10 protein-coding genes are annotated in these 12,581 nt (G+C 72.7%); 2 read left to right on the top strand and 8 right to left on the bottom strand.

All coding sequences use genetic code 11. The features are described from left to right. Window positions 1-22: 22 nt before the first annotated feature. The 7 genes from Mco01_RS16970 to mfd all read right to left on the bottom strand — a co-directional run bounded on the left by Mco01_RS16970 (window position 23) and on the right by mfd (window position 8,847). The gene (locus tag Mco01_RS16970) at window positions 23-958 is read right to left on the bottom strand and encodes a Ppx/GppA phosphatase family protein (RefSeq protein WP_204057861.1); all 936 of its coding nucleotides are present in this window, start codon (window positions 956-958) and stop codon (window positions 23-25) included. Further along, window positions 955-1,560, bottom strand: coding sequence for a DUF501 domain-containing protein (locus tag Mco01_RS16965; protein ID WP_204057860.1), 606 nt, complete (start codon window positions 1,558-1,560; stop codon window positions 955-957). Before Mco01_RS16965 ends, Mco01_RS16970 begins: the two co-directional genes overlap by 4 nt. Window positions 1,561-1,586: 26 nt before the next feature. Further along, window positions 1,587-1,994 (bottom strand): FtsB family cell division protein, encoded by a 408-nt coding sequence (locus Mco01_RS16960; RefSeq protein ID WP_239103672.1) that lies wholly within the window; start codon window positions 1,992-1,994, stop codon window positions 1,587-1,589. Between the two features lie 72 nt (window positions 1,995-2,066). Continuing rightward, window positions 2,067-3,347, bottom strand: coding sequence for a phosphopyruvate hydratase (eno, locus tag Mco01_RS16955; protein WP_036332466.1), 1,281 nt, complete (start codon window positions 3,345-3,347; stop codon window positions 2,067-2,069). A 105-nt stretch (window positions 3,348-3,452) separates the two neighbouring features. Further along, window positions 3,453-4,472, bottom strand: coding sequence for a nucleoside triphosphate pyrophosphohydrolase (locus tag Mco01_RS16950; RefSeq protein WP_204057859.1), 1,020 nt, complete (start codon window positions 4,470-4,472; stop codon window positions 3,453-3,455). 186 nt (window positions 4,473-4,658) lie between these two features. After that, complete coding sequence (locus Mco01_RS16945; protein WP_198167593.1) at window positions 4,659-5,276, bottom strand: SurA N-terminal domain-containing protein; 618 nt, start codon at window positions 5,274-5,276, stop codon at window positions 4,659-4,661. 73 nt (window positions 5,277-5,349) lie between these two features. Next, on the bottom strand, window positions 5,350-8,847 hold the full coding sequence (gene mfd / locus Mco01_RS16940; RefSeq protein WP_204057858.1) for a transcription-repair coupling factor: 3,498 nt from the start codon (window positions 8,845-8,847) through the stop codon (window positions 5,350-5,352). 201 nt (window positions 8,848-9,048) lie between these two features. Between mfd and Mco01_RS16935 the strand changes: the two genes are divergently transcribed. Continuing rightward, window positions 9,049-9,780 carry a methyltransferase domain-containing protein gene (locus Mco01_RS16935; RefSeq protein WP_036332471.1) on the top strand — a complete coding sequence of 244 codons (732 nt, stop codon included), beginning with the start codon at window positions 9,049-9,051 and terminating at the stop codon, window positions 9,778-9,780. 161 nt (window positions 9,781-9,941) lie between these two features. Beyond that, the gene (cysC, locus tag Mco01_RS16930) at window positions 9,942-11,159 is read left to right on the top strand and encodes an adenylyl-sulfate kinase (protein ID WP_204057857.1); all 1,218 of its coding nucleotides are present in this window, start codon (window positions 9,942-9,944) and stop codon (window positions 11,157-11,159) included. Between the two features lie 18 nt (window positions 11,160-11,177). Here cysC and Mco01_RS16925 read toward each other — a convergent pair whose 3' ends face one another. Further along, entirely contained in the window at window positions 11,178-12,086 is a 909-nt protein-coding gene (locus tag Mco01_RS16925; RefSeq protein ID WP_204057856.1) for a glycoside hydrolase family 26 protein, read from the bottom strand. Window positions 12,087-12,581: the final 495 nt, after the last annotated feature.

The raw sequence follows: 12,581 nt of genomic DNA, 5'->3' as shown, positions 1-12,581 counted from the left end.
CGCACCCGACACGGCGCGGGGGTCAGGCCAGTGACCAGGCGATGCCGTCGAGGATGTCGTGTTCGCTGACCACGACGTCGGAGAAGCCGTACCGGCGGACGATGCGGTCGAGGATGAGCGCGCCGGCGCCGATGACGTCGACGCGTCCGGGATGCATGACGGGGATCGCCGCCCGCTCGTCGTGCGTCATCCGCAACAGCCGCTCCGTCACCTCGTGAACCCGTCCGGCCGGGATCCGGGAGTGGTGGATGCGGGCCGGGTCGTACGCCGGCAGGCCGAGCGCGATCCCGGCGACCGTGGTGACCGAGCCGGCCAGGCCCACGAGCGTCCGGGCGCGGCGGACCGGCACGGTCTCCTCGACCCGGTCCATCGCCGCCTCGATGTCGGCGGTCGCCGCCTCCACCGCGCGCTCCCCCGGCGGGTCGTCGCGCAGGTGGCGCTCGGTCAGCCGGACACAGCCGATGTCGACCGACAGCGCCCCCTCGACGGACCGCGAGCCGACGACGAACTCGGTCGAGCCGCCGCCGATGTCCACGACCAGGTAGGGCGCGCCGTCGCTGACCGGCCCGCCCTCGAGGCCGCGGGTGGCGCCGGTGAACGACAGCCGCGCCTCCTCGTCGCCGGTCGCCACCTCGGGGTCGACGCCGAAGATCTCACGGACGCCGGCCGTGAAGTCGTCGCGGTTGGCCGCGTCCCTGGTGGCGGAGGTCGCGACGACGCGGACGGGCACCCGTCCCTCCGTGGCGTGCTGCTCGATCAGCTTGGCGTAGCCGCGCATCGCCGTGAACGTGCGCTCCAGGGCCTCGGGGGCGAGCCGGCCGGTCCGGTCGACGCCCTGGCCGAGGCGGACGATCTCCATCCGCCGCTCGACGTCGGACAGGCTCTCGCCGGAGACGTCCGCGACGAGCAGGCGGACCGAGTTGGTCCCGCAGTCGACGGCCGCGACGCGCTTCGTCACCGCTCCTCCACCCGCTTCCCCTCCGGCTCCTCCCCGGACGCGTCGCCGGACTTGCCGACGGGCGCGTCGACGGGCGTCTCCCCGACGGGCACGCACGGCCCGTCGGCCCACCAGTCGGGCAGCGCGTCGAGCGCCTCCCTGCCGAGGGGGTTGGCGCCCGGCACGGCGAGCTCGTGGGCCACCAGCGCGTGCAGGCACTTCACGCGGTCGGGCATGCCGCCCGCGGTCTGCATGCCGCGGGGCAGCGGCTCCAGCCCCTCCTCGTCGGCCGCGCGGTCACGCCGGGCGACGTAGTCGGCGTGGGCCGCGCGGTACGCCACGGCCAGCTCCGGCTCCTCCGCCAGGCGGGCCTGCATCCGCCGCATCAGCCCGGACGACTCCAGCGTCCCGATCGCCGACGCCGCCTTCGGGCAGGTCAGGTAGAACAACGTGGGGAACGGCGAGCCGTCGGGCAGCCGGGGCGCGGTCTCCAGCACGTCGGGCAGGCCGCAGGGGCAGCGGTGCGCGACCGCGCGCACGCCCCGCGGCGGCCGGCCGAGCTGTGCCTGCGCGGCCGCCAGGTCCGCCTGATCCACCACCGTCGAACTCCTCGCCCTCGACATCCTCACCGCCCGGGAGACCGGGGCCGTCAACGGGCGGCCTGCACGGTGCCCCGGCCCTGGTCGGCGGCCTCCACCGACTTCCACAGCGTGACGTACCAGGCGGGCTTGTCCGGCTGCTCGGCCCCGGCGCGCGCGGTGGTCGCGCCGGAGCCCTCGTCGAGGACGACGTAGCACTTGGCGCCCGGCTCGCAGTAGTGGAGCCGCTCCTTCGCCAGGCGCTTGATGTACTCCGGGTCCTCGAGGCGGCGGCGGCGCTCCTCCAGCGTCTGGAGCTTCTGCAGGGCTCTGGCCTGCTGCTCCTCCAGCTGGGCGATCTGCCGCCGCTGGGCGACGTACTCCCGCACGGGGTAGGCGAGGCTCATGGCGATCGCGCACACGACGACCGCGAGGATCGCCGCCCGCCCGGTCAGCTGCGGCCGTTTCGCCAACGACACCCACCCCTCCCGGTCTCGTACGGCTCGACGCCTGAGCGCCTCGCACCACCCCTGCGCGGTTCCGTCTCGGTACTACCCCTGGAAGCGGGGGAACGCCGCGCGCCCGGCGTAGCGGGCGGCGTCGTCGAGCAGCTCCTCGATGCGCAGCAGCTGGTTGTACTTGGCCACCCGGTCCGAGCGCGCCGGGGCGCCGGTCTTGATCTGGCCGCAGTTGGTCGCCACGGCGAGGTCGGCGATCGTGGTGTCCTCGGTCTCGCCGGAGCGGTGGCTCATCATGCTGCGGTAGCCGCTGCGGTGGGCCAGGTCGACCGCGTCGAGCGTCTCCGAGAGCGTGCCGATCTGGTTGACCTTGACCAGCAGGGCGTTGGCCGCGCCCTCCCGGATGCCGCGGCCGAGCCGCTCGGGGTTGGTCACGAACAGGTCGTCGCCGACGAGCTGGACCTTGGCGCCGAGGGAGGTGGTGATGGCCTTCCAGCCCTCCCAGTCCTCCTCGTTCAGCGGGTCCTCGATCGAGACGAGCGGGTAGGACCGGACCAGGTCCTCGTAGAAGGAGATCAGCTCGGCGGACGACAGGCCCTTGCCGTCGATCGTGTAGACGCCGTCGTTGTGGAACTCGCTGGCCGCGACGTCGAGCGCGAGCGCGATGTCCTGGCCGGGGGTGTAGCCCGCCTTCTCGATGGCGACCAGGATCAGGTCGAGCGCGTCGCGGTTCGACGGCAGGTTGGGCGCGAAGCCGCCCTCGTCGCCCAGGCCGGTGGCGTAGCCCTTCTCCTTCAGCACGCTCTTCAGCGTGTGGTAGGTCTCCGCGCCCATGCGCACGGCCTCGGAGAACGTCTCGGCGCCGATCGGCGCGATCATGAACTCCTGGATGTCCACGTTGGTGTCGGCGTGGGCGCCGCCGTTCAGGATGTTCATCATCGGCACGGGCAGGATGTGCGCGTTCGGCCCGCCGACGTAGCGGAACAGGGGCAGGTCGGCGCTGTCGGCGGCGGCCTTGGCGACGGCCAGGGAGATGCCGAGGATGGCGTTGGCGCCGAGACGGGCCTTGTTCGGCGTGCCGTCCAGGTCGATCATCGTCTGGTCGATGAGCCGCTGCTCCTCGGCGTCGAAGCCGATGATCTCGTCGGCGATCTCGTCGGTCACGCCGAGGACGGCCTTCTCGACGCCCTTGCCGAGGTAACGGCTCTTGTCGCCGTCACGCAGCTCCACGGCCTCGAACTGGCCGGTGGACGCGCCGCTGGGAACGGCGGCACGGCCGGTGCTGTAGTCGTCCAGCAGGACCTCGACCTCGACCGTGGGGTTCCCCCGGGAGTCGAGGATCTCGCGGGCGGTAACGGCCTCGATGGCAGCCACGAACGCTCCTAGCAAAATCGCGGGCGGTTTGCCTCCCGAGCCTATCGGTCCCTACTGCCTGGTACGGCGAAGGGGGCGCCGATTCACGGCGTGTTGGACGTGGGTTCACGAAGTGGTCGGCGTGCCCAGCCCCTCGACGGCCGCGGACTCCCACTCCTCGACCCTGCGGCGGTACTCCCGGGCGGCCGACCGGAGCTCGGCCTCGGGATCCAGTCCCTCGTCCTGGGCCTGCCGTACGAGCGCGAACAGACGCGCGCCGAAGCCGGCCGGGAGGTCGTCGGCGAGCGCGGCGGGGGCGCCGGCGCGGCCGGCGCGGCGCAGCAGCTGCGCGGCGAGCGAGAGCGCCGGCTGGCCCATCGGCACCCCGCTGAGCGCGGTGCGCGTCTCGCCCTTGGCCGCCTGCTCGGCGGCCTTGATCGTCTCCCAGTTGTCGCTGACCTCGCCCGCGCCGGAGACGGCCACGTCGGAGAAGACGTGGGGGTGGCGGCGCACCAGCTTGTCGACGATCCCGGCGGCCACGTCGTCGATGTCGAAACCTGCGGCCTCGTCCTCGCCGTCCGTCTCCTCCCCCGGGGGGACGACGCGCTCCTGCGCGAGCCGCGAGTGGAACATGACCTGCAGCAGCAGGTCGCCCAGCTCCTCCCGGAGTGCGGAGTAGTCGCCCTCGTGGATGGTCTCAAGCACCTCGTACGCCTCCTCGACGAGGTACGGCACGAGGGACTCGTGGGTCTGCGACCGGTCCCAGGGGCACTCGCGGCGCAGCCGGTCCATCACCTGCACGAGATCGAGCAGCCGCGCCCCCGGCAGGTCGTACGACCCGGGGACGAGCTCCACGACCGGCGGCTCGTCGAGGGCCAGGGCCGCCCGGCCGAAAGCCCGCATGAGGTCCTCGTCGCCGTCCTGCGCGGCCAGCCACACCACGGCGGCCGTGCGCGCCTCCGCGGCCAGCGCCGCAGGGTCCGGCGTGACGACCTCGACCGCGATGCCGGCCTCGTCCAGGTACGGCAGGCAGGGGTGGCCGACGGAGCCCGTCAGCACCCGGCCGGCGGACAGCGCCCGCCACGCGGCGGGAGCCAGCAGGCCGGGGGCCACCCGGGGCGAGGTGGTGACCACGATCAGCGGCATGACCCCACCCTAACCGTGCTTACTTGCCGCGCCTCCGGCGCGGCGGCTCGGGGCGCCCTTCAGGCCGCGTCTTCCCTCGTCGTTCGGAAGCTCGTCCCTCGCTTCCTCACTCCTCAGTCCAGACACGGCCGCGCCCCTCGCTGCCTGCCTGCCCCGCCTATGACACTGCCGCGCCCCTCGCGGGGGTCAGGAGCCGGCGGGGGCCGCGGGGGCGGGTGCGGCGACGGCTCCGAACCGGTCGTCGGCGACGAAGCCCTGCTGCGGGTCGAACTTGCCGTACCGGGGGCTGAACTTCACCGGGACGGCGGCGTCGACCTCCTGCATGACCTTCTGCTCGGCCGCCTGCTGGCTCTGCTGGTCGGTGCCGGCGCCGGCCTGCTGCGCCAGCTTCTGCCGGATGATGACGGCGCGGACGGCGTTGCGCCCCTCCGACAGCGGGATGCCGTTGGCCAGCAGGACCTGGTCGAACCGGGCCTGCCCGCCCTGGGCGGCCACCACGTCGTCGATCTCCCGGTCGGTGACCGCGATGCCCTTCTGCTCCCCGAGCTGGATGAACTGCCTGCTGTTGCTCATGTTCAGCAGGATCATCTGCGGCAGCGGGAACGACAGGCCGAGCTGCTCCTCGGACATCTTGTGCGCGGCCAGCTCCTGGCGGAAGGCGCGGATCTCGCTGTCGAGATCGCTGGAGGTGATGCGCTCCTTGCCCACGATGGCCGCGGCGCCGGCCTGCACCGGGCCGCAGGCGCACAGCGCGACACCCGCCGCCGCCAGCGCCACGGCGACGCGCACTCGATACGACTTCACGAACGATCCTCCCGACGACACCGGCCAGGCAATTGTGCCGAAATCCCGCGTTCCCGCAATCTCGATTCGCGGGTCACTGTACCCGCACCGGCTCGAGGAACATGGCCTCGACCAGGTCCCCGCACCATTTCAGCAGGTCGAGGTCGCGCAGCGGCTGCCCGCCGATGGGCTTGGTCTTGGGCACCGGCACGAGGAGGACCTCGGTGGCCTGCTTCCAGATCGACCGGGGGTACAGCCGCTGCAGGCGCACCTGCTGGGACTCCCTGAGCGAGACCGGCGCGAACCTGACCTGCTGCCCCTGCAGGGTGACGTCGGTGAGCCCGGCTTTCCTGGCCGTGATGCGGAACCGGGCCACCTCCAGCAGGTTGTCCACCTCCTGCGGGGGCCTGCCGTACCGGTCCTCGAGCTCCTCGCGCACGGCGGCGATGTCGTCCTCGCCGCCGATCGCGGCGATCCGCTTGTACGCCTCCAGGCGCAGCCGCTCCGAGGTCACGTAGTCGTGCGGCACGTGCGCGTTGATCGGCAGCTCCACCTTGACGTCGGGCCGCTCCTCGCTGCGGGGCTCGCCGGACAGCTTCGCCTTCTGCTCCTGCACGGCCTCGGCCATCATCCGGACGTACAGGTCGAAGCCGACGCCCGCGATGTGGCCGGACTGCTCGGCCCCGAGGATGTTGCCGGCGCCGCGGATCTCCAGGTCCTTCATGGCGACGTACATGCCGGCGCCCATCTCGGTGTGCTGGGCGATCGTGGCCAGCCTCTCGTGGGCCGTCTCCGTCAGCGGCGACTCCGGCGGGTAGAGGAAGTAGGCGTACCCGCGCTCGCGGCCCCGGCCGACCCGGCCGCGGAGCTGGTGGAGCTGCGACAGGCCGTAGTTGTCGGCCCGGTCCACGATCAGCGTGTTCGCGTTCGGCACGTCGAGGCCCGACTCCACGATCGTGGTGCAGACGAGCACGTCGAAGTTGCGCTCCCAGAAGTCCACCATGATCTTCTCGAGCTGGGTCTCGTTCATCTGGCCGTGGGCCACCGCGATCCGCGCCTCGGGGACCAGCTCGTGGAGCCGCGACGCCACCCGGTCGATCGTGCGCACCCGGTTGTGCACGAAGAACGTCTGCCCGTCGCGCATCAGCTCGCGCCGGATCGCCGCCGCGATCTGCTTCTCGTCGTACGGGCCGACGAACGTGAGGATCGGGTGCCGCTCCTCCGGCGGCGTGAGGATCGTCGACATCTCCCGGATGCCGGTGAGGCCCATCTCCAGCGTGCGGGGGATCGGGGTCGCCGACATGGCCAGCACGTCGACCTGCGTGCGCAGGTGCTTCATGGCCTCCTTGTGCTCGACGCCGAACCGCTGCTCCTCGTCCACGATGATCAGGCCGAGGTCCTTGAACTTGACCTCCGGCGACAGCAGCCGGTGGGTGCCGATGACCACGTCGACCGCCCCTCCGTGCAGGCCCTCCAGCGTCTCCTTGACCTCGCCGTCCGTCTGGAAGCGGGAGATCGGCCGGACCGTCACCGGGAAGCTCGCGAACCGCTCTCCGAACGTCGACAGGTGCTGCTGCACGAGCAGCGTGGTCGGCACGAGCACCGCGACCTGCTTGCCGTCCTGGACGGCCTTGAAGGCGGCCCGCACGGCGATCTCGGTCTTGCCGTAGCCGACGTCGCCGCAGATCAGCCGGTCCATCGGCACCGGCCGCTCCATGTCGCGTTTGACCTCGTCGATCGCCTCCAGCTGGTCGCCGGTCTCGGCGTACGGGAAGGCGTCCTCCATCTCCCGCTGCCAGGGGCTGTCGGGGGCGAAGGAGTGGCCGGGCGAGGCCATCCGGGCCGAGTAGAGCCGGATCAGCTCGCCCGCGATCTCCCGTACGGCCTTGCGGGCCTTGGTCTTGGCCTTGGCCCAGTCGGCGCCGCCCATCCGGTTGAGCGTCGGGGCCTCGCCGCCGACGTACCGGGTGACCTCGTCGAGCTGGTCGGTGGGCACATAGAGCCGGTCACCCTTGGCGTACTCGATGACGAGGTACTCCCGGGTGGCGCCCTGCACGGTGCGCTGGACCATCTCGACGTACCGGCCGACGCCGTGCTGCTCGTGCACCACGTGGTCGCCGACCTTGAGCTGCAGCGGGTCGACCATGTTGCGCCGCCGCGACGGCAGGCGGCGCATGTCCTTTGTCGAGGCCTTCTGGCCCACGAGGTCGAGATGGGTCAGGACGGCCACGTCGGGGGTGACGAAGCCGTGGTCGACGCGTCCGGTGGTGACCTGCACGACGTCGCGGCCGGGCGGCTTGTCCAGGGAGGGCACGAGCCTGGCGGCGACGTCGACCCCCTTGAGCAGCTCGACCATCCGCTCGGCCGGGCCGTGGCCCTCGCTGAGCAGCACGACCGACCGGCCGGAGCCCAGCCAGCCCTTGATGTCGGCCAGGGCCCGCTGCGTGTCCCCCCGGTACGCCTCGACGTCCTGGGCGTCCAGCTCTACGCCCTCGCCGAAGGGGGCGATGCTCCACCACGGCTGGCCCAGCTCGCGGGCGTGGTCGCGGACCTCCTCCAGCGTCCGGAAGGCGGCCGCCTCCAGGTCGATCGGCGCCTCCCCGCCCGCAGCGGCGGCGATCCAGGACGCCTCCATGAACTCCTGGCTGGTGCGGACGAGCTCGACGGCCCGCCCGCGGATGCGCTCGGGATCGCAGACGAACACGGCCGACCGCACCGGCAGGTGGTCGAGGAGCAGGTCCATCGACCCGGCGAGCACCGGGGCGAACGCCTCCATGCCCTCGACCGGCACGCCCTCGGCCAGCTGGTCGAGCACGTCCATGAGCGCCGGGTGCTCCTCCCCCAGCTCGCGGGCCCGCCGCCGGACGTCCTCGGTCAGCAGGAGCTCGCGGCAGGGCGCGGCGAACAGGCCGTCCTGGGCCACCTCCAGCGACCGCTGGTCGGCGACCTTGAACCAGCGGATCTCCTCGATCGTGTCGCCCCAGAACTCCAGCCGCAGCGGGTGCTCCTCGGTCGGGGGGAACACGTCGAGCAGCCCGCCCCGGAGGGCGACCTCGCCGCGCTTCTCCACCATGTCGACCCGGTGGTAGCCGTTCTCGACCAGCCGGGTGACCACGTCCTCGAGGTCCGCCTCGTCGCCGGCGCGCAGCCGTACAGGCTCCAGGTCGCCGAGGCCGGACACGATCGGCTGCAGCAGCGAGCGGACCGGCGCCACGACGACCTTGAGCGGGCCGGCCGCCAGGTCGCCCGCGATCGGGTGCGCCAGCCGCCGGAGCACGGCGAGGCGCTGGCCCACGGTGTCGCTGCGCGGCGAGAGCCGCTCGTGCGGCAGCGTCTCCCACGCGGGGAACACGGCCACGGAGCTCTCGTCCAGCAGGCTGGTCAGCGCGGCGGCCAGGTCCTCGGCCTCGCGCCCGGTCGCGGTGATCGCGAGCACGGGCCTGACCCGCGCGAGCGCGGCCACGGCGAACGGCCGCAGCGCGGGCGGCGCGACCAGCTCCACGCCGGGATCGGCCGGTTGACGGGCCGCGTCCAGCGCGGCGGACAGCTGCGGTTCGGCGGCGACAAGGTCGAGCAGTCCGGAAAGAGACATTGATGCCTTCAGAGCCCCACGACGGCAAGCGAAAACCCCCGAGCCGAGCCGGGCCGGGGTATCAAGGCTACGCCCGAACACCGGTGCGCCGCCCTCCGAGTCCGCCCCGGGCCGGACTGCCGGAGCGCCCGTCGGGCGCCTGGGGGAATGTCGAACCGCAAATCCCTTACTCTCCGGCCCGTTGTCATTACGCTCGGTGGCATGTCTGAGGTTCGGTGGTCGTCAGTTGACCAGGACGACGTGTTCAGCCAGCGGATCCGTGAGCAGTGGACCGACCAGCTGGGGCGGCGGCTCGACATCCTGATCGCGGGGTGCGGGCGGGGCGGCGTCCTGGACGTCGGGCGGTACGAGCCGCGGATCACAGGGGTGGACGAGGACCTCCCGCCGCTGCGCGCCCATGCGAGCGCCCGGCAGGACCTGGAGGCGACCTACCTCGGCGACCTGCGCCTGGTGCCGATCCCGCCCCGCTCGTTCGACGTGGTCTACGTGTCGTTCCTGCTCGAACGCGTCCACCACGCCGAGCTCGTGCTCGACCGGCTCGTGGCCGGGCTCCGGCCGGGCGGGCTGCTCCTGCTGAAGATGCGCGACGGCAGGTCGGCGTACGGCTTCTGCGACCGGGCGACGCCGGGCTGGCTGCGGCGGGCGCTGTGGCGGAGCCTCGCCCCTGCGGGCTCCGTCGGCCCGCTGCCCGCCGTCTACGAGCCGCTGGCCTCCCGTGAGGGCGTCCAGGCGTACTGCCTCATGCGCGGCCTCATGATCGCCGAGGACTACTCCGCGGTGAGCGGCCCGGCGCGGCGGGGGCCGCACGCGGGGCTCGTGACCGCCGTGTGCCGGGCGGTCGCCGCCCTGTCCCGCGGCCGGCTGAACGGGGTCGAGGACGAGATCACCATGGTGATCCGCCGCCCCCAGAACCACTTCGCCCGCCTGATCTGACGGCGGGGCGTGAGGAGGAACCCGCGCTCCCGGCTTCCGCGTGTTCCCCTGGCAGGCCGGGAGCGGGGTTACTGTCTGCTTTGAGACGCCCGCGGGCCCACGCGGCATGCGTCCGTGCCCGGGTAGGGTGCGTAACCACCAATCGAGCGAGAACGGACATCATGACCGAGTGGACTCCCGACGCGCGGGAGCTGGCCGACCTCGAACTGCTGCTCTCCGGGGCGTACGCGCCGCTCACCGGCTTCCTCACCGCGGCGGAGGCGGACGGCGTCGTCGAGCAGGGCCGGCTGCCCGACGGCACGCCCTGGCCCGACCCGATCACGATCGCGCTGCCGGACGGGATCCAGCCCGGCGACCAGGTCACCCTGAAGGACCCCGAGGGCGCCGCCGTGGCCGTGATGACCGTCGTGGAGCGGGACGGGCACCACGCGGCCGGGCCGGTGGAGCCGCTCGACGCCCCGGCGTACGGGCCGTTCGCCCGGCTGCGGCGCACGCCCGAGGACGTTCGCAAGGAGCTGCCGGACGGCGAGGTGCTCGCGGTCACGATGCGGGGTCCGCTCGACTCGGCCGCCCTGGAGGACGTGGCGGCGACGGCCGAGGAGCTGGACGCGTCCGTGCTGCTGATGCCCCTGGTCTTCGGGGAGAGCGGGCCGTCCGTGGTGCGGGCCGCGCTCACGGCGGCCGGCCGGCTGCCCGGCTCGACCGTGGTCGCCGTGCCGCTCGCGCCCCGCGAGGACGTCGAGATCGACCTCGAACTGCGCGAGCACGTCGCGCGCAACTACGGCGCGACCGAGCACTTCGCGGGGCCCGCGCCGGTCACGATCCCCGGGCCTCCGCATCGCCGCGGCCTCGTCGTGTTCTTCACCGGCCTGTCCGGGTCCGGCAAGTCGACCGTCGCCCGGGGCCTGCGCGACGCCCTGCTGGAGCGGGGCGGCCGGACCGTCACCTACCTCGACGGCGACGTGGTCCGGCGCCTGCTGTCGGCCGGGCTCACGTTCTCCCGCGAGGACCGCGACCTCAACATCCGGCGGATCGGGTTCGTCGCCGCCGAGGTCGCCCGGCACGGCGGCCTCGCCATCTGCGCCCCCATCGCGCCGTACGCGGCGACACGGGAGGAGGTGCGCGCCATGGTCGAGGACGTCGGCGCGGACTTCCTGCTGGTCCACGTCGCCACGCCGCTGGAGGAGTGCGAGCGCCGCGACCGCAAGGGCCTGTACGCCAAGGCCCGCGCCGGCCTGATCCCCGAGTTCACCGGGGTGTCCGACCCGTACGAGGAGCCGGACGACGCCGACCTCGTGCTCGACACGACCGGCATGAGCGTCGAGCGCGCGGTCGGCGCCGTGCTGACCCTGGTCACCTCCGGCGGCTGGGTCCGCTGACCCGGCCGCCCGCCGGGGTCAGGACGGGGGCACGGCCGTCGCGTTGAAGCGGTGGAGCCGGCCGAGGGCGCCGAACGCCCGGGTGGCGCCGGGAGTGGTGTCGAAACGGGTGTCGCCACCGCCTGCCACCGCGGAGTCGAAGTACACGAGGGCCTTGATCTGCGGGAATTCGCCGATCTGCCGGGCGGCGGAGACGAACAGGTCCCGCTTGAGACGGGGCCGGTCCGGCCGCTCGTAGGCGCCCCATTCCGCCAGCATGATCGGTTTGGCGGGGAACCTGTTCTGGATCCAGCGGTAGAACCCCGGCCACGACGGGCGGCCCGGCCGGGTCCGGTTCACCAGCGCGGCGAAGTCGCCGCCCCGGCCGTCCGCGTACGGGTCGACGGCCACCCAGTCGACCACGTCGTCGCCCGGGTAGAGCTTGTCGAACCACGGCTTGGCCGTGTAGTCGGGCGCGCCCGTGTAGGTCATGACGGTCACCGCGTTCGTCACGCCCTGCTGGCGCAGCCGGGTGACGACGTGGCGGAACATGGCCGCGTAGTCGGCCGCGGAGTAGCCCCGCCCCGGCCGCACGTCGTTCTCCGGCTCCTGCTCGACCGAAAGGAAGAAGCGGCCGGGGAACGTGCCGGCGATGTAGGCGGCCAGCCGGTCGATCCGGTCGTCCACGGCGCCCTTGGCGACCTGCGCCCACGTGTGGTCGACGGCGACCTTCCAGTTCACCAGCAGCAGCCGGGGTCCCTGCGCGATCAGGCGCTCCTCCGGCGTCGGGAACAGATCCGCGCCGTGGTGGTACACGTGCACGATGTCGGCCCGGCGTCCCATCCGCCGTTCGGCCATCTCGACCGACCGCAGCGGCGCGCGGCCCGAGAACACGTCGGGCGCGATCCCCCACCACGCCCCGCACGTGGGGATCAGCTTCTCGGTCACCACACAGGGTCCTGTCGTCCCCGCGGCGGTCGGCGGGCCCGGCGTCGGGCCGGCCCCGTCAACCCCCGCGCACGCCGCCAGGCAGGCCCCCGCCGCCAGTACGGCCAAGCCCGCGATGATCCTCATCGCGCCCCCTTACATCGGCCCGTCGAAATGGATGAGCACACACCTTGCCATCAATGCGGGCACGATCGTGGGTGCTTTCCCCATGTCACCTATACCGAAATGTCGGGCGAAAGAAGATTATGGGCGTGTCATTGTCTGGAGAAAATCACGAATAGCACGGGGACGAAAGGCGGGCCGGGCCTATAGTTCGTTACCTGGCTGAGCCGGCGGGGTCGCCCGGCGCAGCGCTTCCCGCCGTCACACGCCCGCGGAGCGTCTCCATGAGCATGCCGCCCGACCTCCGGGACCTGGGAGACAACCGTCACCCGTCCGGGCAGCCGCCCGCTTGCGGTGGGACGACGTACGCCATCGGAGTCGCGTGCTCGGTGG

The organism is Microbispora corallina (assembly GCF_016863035.1).
GTDB classification, from domain to species: Bacteria; Actinomycetota; Actinomycetes; order Streptosporangiales; family Streptosporangiaceae; genus Microbispora; species Microbispora corallina.
The sequence above is the reverse complement of the archived record's forward strand: the minus strand, read 5'-3'. Positions and strand labels throughout refer to the sequence as shown.